Annotated in this window: 17 protein-coding genes; 7 read left to right on the forward strand and 10 right to left on the reverse strand. The window is 35.0% G+C overall.

Translation table 11 applies throughout. The features are described 5' to 3' along the window. Window positions 1–132 precede the first annotated feature (132 nt). Window positions 133–615: a glutathione peroxidase gene (bsaA, locus tag ACUXEY_RS18980; RefSeq protein WP_461301326.1), complete on the reverse strand. Its 483-nt coding sequence runs from the start codon at window positions 613–615 to the stop codon at window positions 133–135. 224 nt (window positions 616–839) lie between these two features. Between bsaA and ACUXEY_RS18985 the strand changes: the two genes are divergently transcribed. The 4 genes from ACUXEY_RS18985 (at window position 840) to ACUXEY_RS19000 (ending at window position 3,188) form a co-directional block, all read left to right on the forward strand. Next, entirely contained in the window at window positions 840–1,049 is a 210-nt protein-coding gene (locus ACUXEY_RS18985) for a DUF3925 family protein (RefSeq protein WP_000844974.1), read from the forward strand. A gap of 95 nt (window positions 1,050–1,144) precedes the next feature. Continuing rightward, a complete protein-coding gene (locus tag ACUXEY_RS18990) occupies window positions 1,145–2,116 on the forward strand; it encodes an MBL fold metallo-hydrolase (RefSeq protein WP_461301327.1) in 972 nt (323 codons plus the stop codon). A gap of 85 nt (window positions 2,117–2,201) precedes the next feature. Then, a complete protein-coding gene (locus tag ACUXEY_RS18995; RefSeq protein ID WP_240369089.1) occupies window positions 2,202–2,636 on the forward strand; it encodes a hypothetical protein in 435 nt (144 codons plus the stop codon). Window positions 2,637–2,945: 309 nt separating this feature from the next. Further along, complete coding sequence (locus ACUXEY_RS19000; protein WP_429601538.1) at window positions 2,946–3,188, forward strand: hypothetical protein; 243 nt, start codon at window positions 2,946–2,948, stop codon at window positions 3,186–3,188. A 54-nt stretch (window positions 3,189–3,242) separates the two neighbouring features. Here ACUXEY_RS19000 and ACUXEY_RS19005 read toward each other — a convergent pair whose 3' ends face one another. Beyond that, on the reverse strand, window positions 3,243–3,923 hold the full coding sequence (locus ACUXEY_RS19005) for a DUF3600 domain-containing protein (protein WP_461301328.1): 681 nt from the start codon (window positions 3,921–3,923) through the stop codon (window positions 3,243–3,245). Next, the gene (locus ACUXEY_RS19010) at window positions 3,920–4,498 is read right to left on the reverse strand and encodes a sigma-70 family RNA polymerase sigma factor (protein ID WP_461301329.1); all 579 of its coding nucleotides are present in this window, start codon (window positions 4,496–4,498) and stop codon (window positions 3,920–3,922) included. The genes ACUXEY_RS19005 and ACUXEY_RS19010 overlap by 4 nt, the downstream gene beginning before the upstream one ends. 195 nt (window positions 4,499–4,693) lie before the next feature. Between ACUXEY_RS19010 and ACUXEY_RS19015 the strand changes: the two genes are divergently transcribed. Together ACUXEY_RS19015 and ACUXEY_RS19020 are read left to right on the forward strand one after the other, a co-directional pair. Further along, window positions 4,694–5,680, forward strand: a complete 987-nt coding sequence (locus ACUXEY_RS19015) for a quinone oxidoreductase family protein (RefSeq protein WP_461301330.1) — start codon at window positions 4,694–4,696, stop codon at window positions 5,678–5,680. A gap of 29 nt (window positions 5,681–5,709) precedes the next feature. Beyond that, a complete protein-coding gene (locus ACUXEY_RS19020) occupies window positions 5,710–6,348 on the forward strand; it encodes a zinc dependent phospholipase C family protein (protein ID WP_461301331.1) in 639 nt (212 codons plus the stop codon). A 45-nt stretch (window positions 6,349–6,393) separates the two neighbouring features. On the opposite strand, the gene ACUXEY_RS19025 is transcribed toward ACUXEY_RS19020, so the two are convergent. The 6 genes from ACUXEY_RS19025 to ACUXEY_RS19050 all read right to left on the reverse strand — a co-directional run bounded on the left by ACUXEY_RS19025 (window position 6,394) and on the right by ACUXEY_RS19050 (window position 12,108). After that, entirely contained in the window at window positions 6,394–6,777 is a 384-nt protein-coding gene (locus ACUXEY_RS19025) for a VOC family protein (protein ID WP_461301332.1), read from the reverse strand. Window positions 6,778–6,847: 70 nt separating this feature from the next. Further along, complete coding sequence (locus tag ACUXEY_RS19030; protein WP_461301333.1) at window positions 6,848–7,642, reverse strand: sugar phosphate isomerase/epimerase family protein; 795 nt, start codon at window positions 7,640–7,642, stop codon at window positions 6,848–6,850. A gap of 195 nt (window positions 7,643–7,837) precedes the next feature. Further along, window positions 7,838–9,007 (reverse strand): DEAD/DEAH box helicase, encoded by a 1,170-nt coding sequence (locus tag ACUXEY_RS19035; protein WP_429601544.1) that lies wholly within the window; start codon window positions 9,005–9,007, stop codon window positions 7,838–7,840. 19 nt (window positions 9,008–9,026) lie between these two features. Next, window positions 9,027–9,554 (reverse strand): hypothetical protein, encoded by a 528-nt coding sequence (locus ACUXEY_RS19040; RefSeq protein ID WP_429601545.1) that lies wholly within the window; start codon window positions 9,552–9,554, stop codon window positions 9,027–9,029. 90 nt (window positions 9,555–9,644) lie between these two features. Further along, complete coding sequence (locus ACUXEY_RS19045; RefSeq protein ID WP_001985392.1) at window positions 9,645–11,333, reverse strand: formate--tetrahydrofolate ligase; 1,689 nt, start codon at window positions 11,331–11,333, stop codon at window positions 9,645–9,647. Window positions 11,334–11,427: 94 nt separating this feature from the next. After that, window positions 11,428–12,108, reverse strand: a complete 681-nt coding sequence (locus ACUXEY_RS19050; protein WP_429601546.1) for a class I SAM-dependent methyltransferase — start codon at window positions 12,106–12,108, stop codon at window positions 11,428–11,430. Between the two features lie 204 nt (window positions 12,109–12,312). Between ACUXEY_RS19050 and ACUXEY_RS19055 the strand changes: the two genes are divergently transcribed. Continuing rightward, window positions 12,313–12,651 carry a hypothetical protein gene (locus tag ACUXEY_RS19055; RefSeq protein WP_001253201.1) on the forward strand — a complete coding sequence of 113 codons (339 nt, stop codon included), beginning with the start codon at window positions 12,313–12,315 and terminating at the stop codon, window positions 12,649–12,651. Window positions 12,652–12,680: 29 nt separating this feature from the next. Here ACUXEY_RS19055 and ACUXEY_RS19060 read toward each other — a convergent pair whose 3' ends face one another. Continuing rightward, a complete protein-coding gene (locus ACUXEY_RS19060) occupies window positions 12,681–12,893 on the reverse strand; it encodes a hypothetical protein (protein ID WP_429601547.1) in 213 nt (70 codons plus the stop codon). Between the last annotated feature and the right edge of the window lie 10 nt (window positions 12,894–12,903).

Here is a 12,903-nt window from a genome sequence, read left to right on the forward strand (position 1 = left end):
TTCCCATAAAAGAAACACCTCCGTATATTCGTATTTAAATTAAATACGGTATAAGAGGTGTTTTTTCCTTGTCTTATTTCATTGGGTCACTTCAGTTCTTTGAGGCTTTTTTTAATAAAGTGAAACTTCTAGTTATTCTCCAAGCACCTTCTCAATCTCAACCTCTAAATCCACCGGCTTCGTTTGTGGCGCAAAACGCCCTACTACTTTCCCGTCTTTTCCAATTAAAAACTTAGTAAAGTTCCATTTCACTGCTTTCATACCTAGCAAACCTGGTGCTTGTTCTGTCATGTATGTATACAGAGGATGAGCCTTATCACCTTTCACATCAATCTTTGCAAACATCGGGAAATTTACACCGTAGTTTAATTCACAAAAACTAGTAATATCTGCTTCTGTACCTGGTTCCTGTCCTCCGAATTGGTTACATGGGAAACCGAGTACTTCTAGTCCTTGGTCTTTATATTTATCATATATTTCTTGTAACCCTTTATATTGCGGTGTAAAACCACACTTGCTAGCTACATTTACAATAAGAAGCGCTTTTCCTTCGTAATCTTTTAACGATTTAGCTTCTCCTGTTATCGTTTTAGCTGAAAAATCATAAACTGTCATTTTCCTTGCCCCTCTCTTCACTATCATTCTATGTTTATACTATACTACATTCGTGAATATACAGCTTTTATTACGTACTTACACGATAAAATGATAGCGCTTTATTTCTGTTCGAAAATTCGACACAAACTACTAGACTTTTATGTTGGAAAGTTTTACAATTGAATTGTGAACAAAATGTGACAGTTTATATTCCATTATAAAAGAAAAGGATGGTGTTCATTATGAAAACTGCACAACATGAAACGATTTCAAATCGCGAGTTTTATTTCGTACTATATATGATGTTATTGTATGTGATTGGTTGGGTAATCGATGTAAATGGTTTATTCTTAAGCTCCTACTTTAATTTAGCAGGAGAAATTATGCTTCCAATCGTTGGTGGCATAGTTGGATTGTTCGTTATGTCTATCAATAAAGAACAAACGAGATAAGAATAATACAAAAGGCAGAAGACGAGTTTTCGTTTTCTGCCTTTTTTCTATTTTAGCGTATAATAGAAACATATAGTAAATAAGGAGTGGTAAATATGAAAAAAGTAGAGCAATTATCTTCTCACCTATATCTAATTGATGATTTTGATTTACAACATAATGAGCGAACTGGTACGTATGTTTTATTAGGTGACGATATTACTTTAATTGAAACTTGTGCAGCCCCTTCTCTTCCGTATATTTTAGACGGCTTACAACAATTACATATTGATTTAAACGATGTTAAAAACATTATCGTTACACACGTTCATTTAGATCACGCCGGGGCAGCTGGTTTAATGATGGAAAAATGCCCAAATGCTACTTTATATGTACATTCCCGCGGTGCTCGTCATATGATTGATCCAACAAAGCTCATTTTAGGCGCAAAAGCTGTATACAAAGAAGATTTTTATAAACTATTTGATCCAATTCTTCCTATAGAAGAGGAACGTGTTCATATTGTACAAAATGGTGATACGTTACAAATTGCAGAAGACCGCATCCTCACATTTTATGATACACCGGGACATGCAAAGCACCATATTAGCATTCACGATTCATTAACAAATGGCATTTTTACTGGCGATACAATTGGCATTTATTATAGAGAACTCGCAGACCTTGGTGTAGAACTATATTTACCATCAACATCCCCTTCACAATTCCAACCCGATGCGATGATTGCTTCTAAAAATCACATTCAAAGTATGAATGTAGATAGTATTTATTTCGGCCATTACGGCGCATCATCCAATGTTACAGAAGTATATAACCAGCTTGAACATTGGTTACCTATTTTCGTTCAGACTGGTAAAGAGGTCTTTGAACAGCATAATGATTTCGATGAAGCGACTAACACTTTACAAACTGTATTAATGGATAAGATCTCTTCCCACCTTACAAAGTTAAACGTTCCATCAGATCATTCCGTTTATAACATTTTACATCTAGATATAGAAATTAGCGCGATGGGCATTATAGATTATTTCACAAAGCAAGAAAAAGCAAACTCCACTATTAACTAACCGTAAAAGAAGAGATATACAACAGTAGTTATTGTATATCTCTTTTTTCTTTGAATATATTTTGAGTAAAGGATGGTGGAATACAATGCAAAAAGTGATGCTATACCTCTGCTTTACATTATTTATCGTGTTATTATTATTTGTCGGAGTGAAAATTCAATTTTATTTAGATACAGATGCACAGGCAAACTTTAACGTTTATCCAAGATTATTCTACTTTACACTCTTCCCTCTTATAGTTGGCATCTTATTACGATCCCTTCAATCTATTAATCGCGAAACGAGTAAACAAAACTGGCGCTTTCAACCGGATAAATTTATTGCTATTACAGTGCCTACGCTATTCATTTCCTTTTCTCCAGCTCTACTCTTTTCACCAGTTGGTGCGTACCTACCTTATTTAGCAAATATTATTCTTATCAATACAACTTTTGTTACGATAATTAGTTTAATAGCTGGTTATTCACTGTTAGATTGTTTTATACAAAAAGACAAGGAGAATAGTAAGGAATATAACTAAGTGATTTCCCACTTTCACTTATTAAGCAAATCAACATAATTCTACCCTGACTTGTATGCAAAAGAACCTAATGTTCAATTTTTAAGTGTCGTTGGTTATGATGGTTTATTTATAAGTGCCATACTCCTTGTAAGATTTGCTATACATGCAGTAAGGAAATTTACGTAATAACAAACCGAGTATGAAATCGCATAGATTTTATACTCGGTTTTTATTGTTCATATATTTAATTGACAATAGGAAATTTATGTTAAACTAAAGCCAGTCGTGCACTAAATCAAAATAAATTTCAAACAAGGGAAACTTATTTTGAAATTAGGGACTTTCTCGTTTCTAACGTTTATCGCGAGCGTATGTTCTTTCTTTATTTTAAGAGGACCTCATGCAAATTTAACTTTAGTTATTTCGATTCTAGTTATACTTTCATTACTCGGTATTATTTTTGCAATCGCCTCAAAGAATTGGTTATTCGGAATAGTTGGTACGGCATTAAATGGAGTAATACTAGTATTTGTATATTTCTTATCGCTAGCAAAAGGAATAGGTGGTTAATATATTTACGTTTCAATAAGAAAAGCTCGAAGCTAAAAATTTGAGCTTTTTTACTTATCTCACCTTTTCATCTACATACTCCATAAACTGCTCCGCTTGAATAAACCTTTCTTTGTACGCCTCAGGTATTTCTTCTACTTTTATTGCACCAGTTGATTTTGTCTTCACTCGTACTATTTCATGTGTCATTAAAGCTTCCATATAGTGATCAAACTCTTCTTCTGTTAATACTTCTCTACTTGATTTATGACCATTTAATTTATCAAAGTATGGTTGAAGGCCCATACTTACCTTTTTCATTTCTTCTCTTTTTGCTGGTGATAATTGATCATAATCAATATTACCGTTCGAATCTCCGTACGCAAGCTTTGCATTTGTTAATTTCTTTAGTTCTTTTGTAAACACTTCATATCCTTTCGTACCCATTTCATCTTTCGCTTCTAATAACTTTGCACTAAAACGCATGTACGCCTCTAATGTCATTGTTCCAGCATGTTTTTTTAAATTCTCAAAAGATCCGTATATACCATCCGCCATAATAGATTGATACGCAAAACCAGTCGTCGGGATAAAAAAAGCCGCTGCAAGTACTCCTGCGATAAGGCGTTTCTTCCTCTTACTTCCACCACGATTCATTTTTATTTGAACGATTACTTTTTCTTTCAACTCCGGCGGGGCAACAATCCCCTTCGCTTCTTCTTGTATAGATTCTCTAACTCTACAATCTAAACTCATTTCACATTCCCTACCTCTCCTAAAAAGATTTCTTCTATTTGCTCTTTTTGACGTAGTTTTTTTAATGCTGCGTGAATTCTAGATTTCACAGTACCAATTGGAATATGTAATATTTGTGCTACTTCTTCTTGAGAGTAATCGTGTAAGTATCTTAAGATAATAACTTGTTTCAATTTATACGGTAATTTATAAATAAGTTCGATTAGTTTTTGGTTTGATATTTTACTTATAAGATCGTTAGAAAAATCAATTTGTACTGGTTTTCTTTGCTCTTCTGCTTTTTTTATAATTCGTAGTCGCATCCACCTCTTTCTTCTATAAGAGTGAATTTGTTTAATCGCAAGTCCAATTAGCCAAGGATGAAATGGCTTCTCGCTATCATACTTACGAAGCGATTCATATAGCTGTATGTATATTTCTTGAACGACATCATCTACATCCGTTTTATCTTCAATCAAAAAATGTGCTGTTTTATATACTTCTTGAATTGTTTTATCATACAATTCGCTATACGCTCCTTTATTTCCAGATAAAGTCAATTGAATTAAATCTGTATACACTGTTTCATCCTTCATTTACCATCCCTCCTTTGTCTTACACTATATATTGGAAAGTAATTGATATTTCGTTCGATTTTTTTACATAAATTAATATAATGATTCAATGAGTTCATAAGCTTCACTTATAAAGTCGCATAACTATTATATAATTTTCCAATTTCTAATGAAGATTTAAAATAATTTATATAGCCAAATTTAGGAGGATATATGATGAAAGCTATCGTTGTAACGTCATTCGGTGGTCCTGAAGTGATGAAATATACAGATGTGGATATGCCGACGATTTCAGAAGATCAAGTTTTAATTCGCGTTGTTGCTACTAGTGTAAATTTCGCTGATATTAAATCGCGTTATGGCAAAAAAGGAAATAAAAAACTACCTTTTATACCAGGGATAGATGCTACTGGTATTGTAGAACGAGTCGGTTCTCATGTGAAAAATATTTATCCTGGACAACGTGTCATCGCTTTTCCTCAAAATGGATCTTATGCAGAATACGTTGTCGCAAACAAAAACCTTACTTTCGTTTTACCTGATGAAGTAGATTTTCAAACTGCAGCCGCATGCCCTATCGTATCTTTCACAAGCTATAATTTACTCGCAAATGTAGCAAAGCTTCAACAAGGTGAGTCTGTACTCATTCATGCAGCCGCTGGTGGAATTGGTACGACAGCAATTCAAGTTGCAAAACTATTAGGGGCCAGAACTGTTATCGGTACTGTCGGAAATGAATCGAAAAGTAAAATCGCTTTAGACGCTGGAGCTGATTATGTTATTTGTCATCAAAATGAAGATTTTGTAGCGAAGGTCAATGAGCTGACAAATGGCGAAGGGGTCGATGTAATTTTAGATTCTATTTCTGGAACGGTTTCGGAAAGAAGTTTAAAATGTCTTGCTTATTACGGTCGCCTCGTTCATTTCGGTAATGCTAGCGGTGAAATTGGTAACTTTCAAACGAAAGATTTACACGCAAGTTGCCGCTCTATACTCGGTTTTAGCTTCGGCACTACACGAAAAAAACGCCCTGAACTACTCCAAGAAACTGCAAATGAAGTTTTCCGTTATTTACGTGACGGAAGTTTGCAACTTAAGGCTACGAAATCTTTTCCTTTGCAAGATGCAGGGAAAGCACATGAATGGGTCGAAAGTAGAAAAAGTACAGGGAAAGTAATACTAACTGTCCAGTCATCATCCTGAAATGAATACTTGAAACCGAGGTGTCATTCATGGGATCACGAATTATGCATGCTATTATCGCCAACAAGATTGCCGAAAATCTATATATCCAAGATAAAACTTCTTTCATACTTGGAGGGGTAGCCCCTGATGCGGTTCATTCCACAGAAGAAAAAGGAACGTCACACTTTTACGCCGGCACAACAAAAAACTATACGAGAAGGATAGATTTCAATTCTTTTTTTCAAAAATATAAAGCTCAAATGGATTCCCCTTTTCTCTTAGGCTATTACACCCACCTCATTGCCGATGATAATTGGTTAAGTGGCTTTTTTCTACCTTGGCTAAAAAATAGAATAGAAAATGACGAAACTATCGCACCTATGTACTATAACGATTTTAAATTGTTAAATGCAAAGTTGCTTCATCATTATGATAAAGAACAACAGCTTTTCTCTCTTCTCAATCAAGAGGCTCACATTGTGGATATTGAAGAGGTTTCTAAAGGGAACGTTTTAGCTTTTCGAAAGTACCTTTTTGAAGATATGTTGTATCCTGAGCAACATTTGCATGAAGACTTACAAGTATTTACGTTTAATCAAATCGTTGGTTACATTGAAACAGCTATTGAAAAAGGCGTATTTTATATTAATCAACTCTCTAATGAAAAATCCACTTCAAACATGTAATCCCCTTCAATATATTTGAGGGGGATTTTTCACATAGCAATATTATTATTTGTTCTTTTCCATAACCGCAAAATAATTCCCTTCACTATCAGCAAAGTTAAACACTTTGCCAGAAGGCATAGTTACCATTTCGCCAACAGTAACAATTTTATTTTTTAAATCTGTATATAATTGATCAAGATTTTCTGAGAAGAACATTAAGGACGGTGTACCAAGATTTAATTCTGGGCTCATTTTCGAAATAACTTCTTTATTATGTAATATAATGCTTGTTTCTGCACCGCTAATCGGAGCAATTTCAATCCATCTCATTCCTTGCTTATTATCTTCCTCTGCTACTACATGAAACCCTACCTTTTCCGTCCAAAAATTTACTGCATCATCTTGATTATTTACATATAACATAATTTGTCCAACTTTATGGATCATTTCATTTCCCCCTAATGTTTTTTATATTCTATGTAGGTTTCTACAGGTGCTATTATTATTCCTTTTGAATTTATATGTACTTCCTTGCAAAATTTATCGACTGATTCATCCCGTCCAGTTCGTCAAAATAATCATTTCTTTCAATCATGTTATATCCGTCGAATCCAATTTCATCTAATATCTTGAAGAATATATCGAAATCTACTTCACCATTTCCTGCTACTACCTCTATATACTTACTTGATCTATCACTTTTTACTTCTTTACAATCTTTAATATGAGTTTGTACTATATAGTCTTTTAATAGTAATAAACTTTCTACTGGATTTTCATTTACATCACTTATTAAATTTGCTGGGTCAAAGTTAACCGCTAGTCCTTTTGAGTTTATCGTTTCTAAAAACCGTTTTAACACTATCGCTTTTTCAGATCCCGTCTCAATGGCGAAGACTCCTCCAAATTTAAAAGCTAAATCCCCTAGCTCAAAACAAATCCGTTCCATTTCACCATAGATCTTACCTTTTTCATCATCTGGAATTTTTCCAATATGAGCTGTTATTACCCTTGCTCCAAGCTCTAACCCTCTTTCAGTAACGTATTTAAATCGCTCTATTGTACTGTCAGCTTCTGTTCCTATAATTCCATTTTCTCCAAAGCTAATTGCTAATGATGGCACTTTAATTTCATTGAAAGATAAGTTTTCTTTTAAAATGGTCCATTGTACCTTTGAAATGTTAGCTAAGTTGAAAGCCGGATTCATAGCATATAATTGAATATATTCTAACCCATATTCTCTCGCTTTTTTTATTCCTTCGTTTACTTCAATATGTTTCGTATTTAAAAACATTCCTAATTTCCTATCCATATATGCACCTTCTTTTTATTATTTCGCATCAGTTTAATATTCGACTCTCTTTATATTACTTCCTTGCACAAACTAAATGAGAAATGATTTACCTGTATCGATATTTCTTATACGATAGGTACATTTAAATCCCCTTTTTCATTCATTTACAAACAAAAAAGACGTAACTACAAATAGTTACGCCTTCCCTATTATTTATCTAGGTTTTTTCTTCCCAGTAAATGCTGGTTTCTTTTTCTTTGGTGCTTTCGGTTTCGTTTCTACAAATGATCCGTTGAACATTTCTTGCTTCGTAAATACGATGCCTAGTTTTTTCGCAAATTGCAGTAATTTACGCTCTTCTTGTGGAGTTACAAGAGATACAACAGTTCCTTCTTTACCCATACGTCCAGTACGTCCAGAGCGGTGAATATATTGGTCTACTGTGTCTGGTAATTCTAAGTGAATTACATGTGTTAAATCATCAATATCAATACCGCGAGCCGCAATATCAGTAGCAAGTAATATTTCTAATTTACCACCGCGGAAAGCACGCATCGTCGCTTCACGTTCTTGCTTACTTGCTTCTGCATGAAGAGCTGCTGCTTTCATTTTGCGGAATTTCAATTTCTGTGTAATTTCATCTAAACGGAATGGGTCGTTTAAGAAAGCAACGGCTTTTACATCGCCCATATGCATAATTCTTCTTACGTAATCATTTTTTTCGCGTCGCTCACAAATGATGTACGTATGCTCAACTAAGCTTTTTGACTCAGCACGAGTTACACGTACTAATTGTGGCTCAACAGCTAAATCACGTGCCGCATCTTCTGCTGCTTTTGTCATTGTTGCCGAGAAGAATACTAATTGACGATCGCGCATTGTAGATTTAATTACATCTTGTACAGCACCTATCATCTTTTGTTTTACAATTTGATCAAACTCATCAAATACAATTGTTTTCACTTCATGCATCTTTAGCTTTTTCATACGAATTAATTCTAAAATACGTCCTGGTGAACCAACAATTACTCTCGGGTGTTTCTTTAATTTTTCAACTTGACGCTTAATATCTGCCCCACCAATTAAAGATGCACCTGAAATTTCAGTTCCTGCTGTAAACTTTTGAACCTCTTCGTGAATTTGCATGACAAGCTCACGTGTTGGCGCTAAAACAACAACTTGTGGCTGTTTTACTTCAGGATTAATTTTATGTAAAAGGGGTAATAAGTACGCTAATGTTTTTCCTGTTCCAGTTGGAGATTCAGCTATAACGTCTTGTCCTTCTAAAATAGTTGGAATCGCTTGTTTTTGAATTTCAGTTAATTCTTTAAAACCAGCCTTCTCCCAAGCTTGTTGTAAAAATGGTTGCATATCTTTTATCATTTGTTTTTCTCCTTTATCTCTATTTTTGAAGAAAATGTTGTATTGTTCGCACCGTTTCTATCATGTGTGAAATAACAGCTATTAAATCATCAACATGGTCTTCTGTAATCGCTTTTTGAAATAGAACCTCTACCTTATTATGATATGAAATCGCTTGCTTATTATATTCGTATGAAAGTTTTTGCGTAATCATTCTTTCTTTTCCCCATATAGAGTGCATGAAAGTTTCAATTTCTTCGCACGTTACCTCTGGCTTTTCTATCGGGAATGAAAATGCTAACTTCATTTCACAACCTGGTGTAAATTGGGGTACTTCTAATATTTCACCAGACAAGTTCTTTGCATCTACAGATAGTGAAAATGTTGCTTCTACTAACGGTTCGAATGGTTCTGTTAATTGAAATGCAATATGATATATACGACTTAATGAAGCAAGGTCCATCATATCTTTTCGATCTGTTACAAGAATATCTCCATGTAAATCAAAATCATAAACAGCGCCTTCTACGATTACTTTTAAATTATCAAAAGCAGTTGGATCAAACATAATTTCCTCCAAAAAACAGGCGCCTTTCGATGGAAAGGCGCCACTTGATGTATATATAGTTTACAGATAAACGAGATGAATTACAACCTTTTAGAATAAACCTACTGCTTTTCCATCTTCATTTACATCCATTTGCAGTGCTGCTGGCTGTTTTGGAAGGCCTGGCATTGTTAACATTGTTCCTGTTAACGCAACGATAAACCCTGCACCGATAGATGGTTTTAGCTCACGAATTGTAACGATAAAGTCAGATGGACGACCTAATTTTGTTGCATCGTCAGAAAGAGAGTATTGTGTTTTCGCCATACAAATTGGTAGGTTACTCCAGCCCTCTCCTTCATATTGAGCTAATTGCTTACGTGCTTTCGGAGCAAATTCAATATCTTTTGCACCGTACACTTTTTGAGCAATTGTACGAATTTTTTCTTCTAATGGTAATTCTAGTTCATAAAGTGGCGCGTAGTTGTTTTCACCTTTTTCAATTTCTTTTAACACTTTTTCAGCAAGATCAACTCCGCCTTGGCCACCTTTCTCCCAAACTTCTGTTAAGGATACTGCATAGCCACGCTCATTACACCACTCTTGTAAGTAAGCAACTTCTGCATCTGTATCTGTAATGAATTTATTAATTGCAATTACGAAAGGCACACCGAAGCTTTGAATTGTTTCAACATGCTTCTGTAAGTTTTCCATACCTTTTGCTAATGCATCTACATTTTCCTCTTTTAATTGATCTTTTGCTACGCCGCCATGCATTTTAAGCGCACGAATAGTCGCAACAATAACAACAGCTTCTGGTTTAATACCAGCTGCACGCGCTTTAATATCTAAAAACTTCTCTGCACCTAAATCAGCACCGAATCCAGCTTCTGTAATAACATAATCACCTAATTTTGCTGCCATTGTTGTAGCGATAACACTGTTACAACCGTGAGCAATATTCGCAAATGGTCCGCCGTGAATGATAGCTGGTGTATTTTCTAACGTTTGCACTAAGTTTGGTTTTAATGCATCTTTTAATAATAACGTTAATGCACCTTCTACACCTAAATCTTTAACCGTTACAGGTTGATTTGCAAAGTTATAAGCAACTACGATGCGAGATAGACGCGCTTTTAAATCTTGAATATCTGTCGCAAGGCAGAATACGGCCATAATTTCAGATGCTACTGTAATATCGAAACCGTCTTCACGTGGTACACCTTGAACTGGTCCACCAAGACCAATTACTACGTTACGTAGAGCACGATCATTTAAGTCAACACAGCGTTTCCAAACGATTTTACGCGTATCAATTCCAAGTGTGTTTCCTTGTTGGATATGATTATCAATAAACGCCGCTAACGCGTTATTGGCAGTTGTGATCGCATGTATATCTCCAGTAAAGTGAAGATTAATGTCTTCCATAGGTACAACCTGTGAAAAACCACCACCTGCTGCCCCGCCTTTTAGTCCCATCGTTGGTCCAAGAGATGGTTCGCGAAGTGCAATTACTGTTTTCTTACCAATTTTATTAAAAGCTTGACCTAAACCAACTGTTACTGTTGATTTACCTTCTCCAGCTGGAGTTGGGTTAATCGCTGTTACTAAAACAACTTTACCGTCTTTTTCATTCTGTAAGCGCTTAAAAATATCAAGAGATAGCTTACCTTTATAATGCCCGTATGGCTCTAATTCATCTTCTAAAATATTTAAATCAGCTGCAATTTCTTGAATCTTCTTCATACTCGCTTCTTGTGCGATTTCAATGTCGGATTTAACTGTTGTAGTAGTTGTCATATACCCTAGTCCCCCTTTAATTGGTTCTGATGATATTGTATCAGTTTTTTGTATTTTCTGCACTTATTTACCTCCTAAAAATTCTTTCATTTCTTTATACGTTTTTCAACATAAATACCCATAAGAATGTTAACGATTGTTGTAACTCTGTAGGGAGTTGACCTAACATCTTCTCATTTACTCCGCGCTTATATACCCCAATCCCATCTACAACTTCAAAACCTTGTTCTTTCGCTAACTGTTCAAATTCCCAAGGCATCATCGTATTACAAACAACGTCTTTGCCGTATAAACGAGGATAACTGTTCTCTCGAGGTTTTGCTGTCGGTCCTAAAATTGCAATACATGCATATCCATCTCTTTTTAAAACGCGCTTTATCTCATTTAATGCTTGTAATGGCTCCTCGGTCCATTCTAAAGAATTAATTGCCATAATTGATTCAAATTGTTCATTTTCAAACGGTAAGGAAGAAAGATCTCCTTTTATAAAGGATAAATCCGGTCCTTCTCCTCGCTCCTTTCCTTTTTGAATCATCACTTCTGATAAATCTACTCCAACTGCTTTATAGCCTGCGCGACTTAATTTATATGTACCGTACCCATCTCCACAACCAACATCGAGCACCTTGGCTTCTTTCTTCACGTATTGTTCAAAAAATGGAATAATTGTACTCCTACTCCCGCTATCCCACATCTCCTGACTATTTTGATTCCAAAATTCTGCACTACTATCCCATTTCTTCTCTGCTGATTCATGCCAATTGAATTTCGTCATACATTCCCCTACCTTCACGGTTTATCACTCATTTCATTCTACATCATTTTCCAAAATTCCTGTTTATCTTCATTAGGAGATGTACATGCTAACGATAGAATCTTTATTCTCCAATTTTTGCTTTACTTGGGTTTAACTCATACTCATGTTCTTCCCTTTATGAAAGATACTATAGGTACACCCAATTGAAAGAGAGGGATGTACATGCGAAGAAAGAGAAATCATCATTTTAAAAGTGGTGAAAAAAACGAAGAGTATGCAGCTGAAATATCACCAGCTGGTATACCAATTAGACATAAACGTAAAGAAATTGCAAATGAAATAGAAGGTACAAATACCGGTGCAATGGTAGGCTATGTCGCTTTATTTCTTTCGCTTTTCTCAATTGCATTTTATCCGGTTACACTTGGTTCTCTTGCAATTTTAGTTGGCTTATTAGCTGTCAATTTTGGAGCAAGAACACTTGGATATACAGCAATTGGTTTTGGTAGTTTTTCTGTTTTATTTACTTTACTTTATCCGCTTGCTTTGTCAGCGTTTTAAAAAAACACACCAAGTTATACTTGGTGTGTTCATTCGTGATACAACATAATATGACCGCATCCACAGCAATGTTTCGCTGTAATTTCTTGAAACACTGGATAATTTTCTTCATCCCTATGCTCAATAAAAACCTTTTCAAAACGGTACATGTTTGGTGCATATGCCCAATCTTGTTTCGTACGTGCATATAATGTAGAAGAGAAAAAATCTTCACCGCCGCAAACAATACATTCCTTCTTCATCAATACCCCT

The sequence above is a fragment of the Bacillus sp. F9_6S_D1_P_5 genome, assembly GCF_054823925.1.

Bases quoted from the DNA above. Each gene is read 5' to 3' on its own strand.
- bsaA (WP_461301326.1), bottom strand. From the start codon at position 615: ATGACAGTTTATGATTTTTCAGCTAAAACGATAACAGGAGAAGCTAAA.
- ACUXEY_RS18985 (WP_000844974.1), top strand. From the start codon at position 840: ATGAAAACTGCACAACATGAAACGATTTCAAATCGCGAGTTTTATTTC.
- ACUXEY_RS18990 (WP_461301327.1), top strand. From the start codon at position 1,145: ATGAAAAAAGTAGAGCAATTATCTTCTCACCTATATCTAATTGATGAT.
- ACUXEY_RS18995 (WP_240369089.1), top strand. From the start codon at position 2,202: ATGCAAAAAGTGATGCTATACCTCTGCTTTACATTATTTATCGTGTTA.
- ACUXEY_RS19005 (WP_461301328.1), bottom strand. From the start codon at position 3,923: ATGAGTTTAGATTGTAGAGTTAGAGAATCTATACAAGAAGAAGCGAAG.
- ACUXEY_RS19010 (WP_461301329.1), bottom strand. From the start codon at position 4,498: ATGAAGGATGAAACAGTGTATACAGATTTAATTCAATTGACTTTATCT.
- ACUXEY_RS19015 (WP_461301330.1), top strand. From the start codon at position 4,694: ATGAAAGCTATCGTTGTAACGTCATTCGGTGGTCCTGAAGTGATGAAA.
- ACUXEY_RS19020 (WP_461301331.1), top strand. From the start codon at position 5,710: ATGGGATCACGAATTATGCATGCTATTATCGCCAACAAGATTGCCGAA.
- ACUXEY_RS19025 (WP_461301332.1), bottom strand. From the start codon at position 6,777: ATGATCCATAAAGTTGGACAAATTATGTTATATGTAAATAATCAAGAT.
- ACUXEY_RS19030 (WP_461301333.1), bottom strand. From the start codon at position 7,642: ATGGATAGGAAATTAGGAATGTTTTTAAATACGAAACATATTGAAGTA.
- ACUXEY_RS19035 (WP_429601544.1), bottom strand. From the start codon at position 9,007: ATGATAAAAGATATGCAACCATTTTTACAACAAGCTTGGGAGAAGGCT.
- ACUXEY_RS19040 (WP_429601545.1), bottom strand. From the start codon at position 9,554: ATGTTTGATCCAACTGCTTTTGATAATTTAAAAGTAATCGTAGAAGGC.
- ACUXEY_RS19045 (WP_001985392.1), bottom strand. From the start codon at position 11,333: ATGACAACTACTACAACAGTTAAATCCGACATTGAAATCGCACAAGAA.
- ACUXEY_RS19050 (WP_429601546.1), bottom strand. From the start codon at position 12,108: ATGACGAAATTCAATTGGCATGAATCAGCAGAGAAGAAATGGGATAGT.
- ACUXEY_RS19055 (WP_001253201.1), top strand. From the start codon at position 12,313: ATGCGAAGAAAGAGAAATCATCATTTTAAAAGTGGTGAAAAAAACGAA.
- ACUXEY_RS19060 (WP_429601547.1), bottom strand. From the start codon at position 12,893: ATGAAGAAGGAATGTATTGTTTGCGGCGGTGAAGATTTTTTCTCTTCT.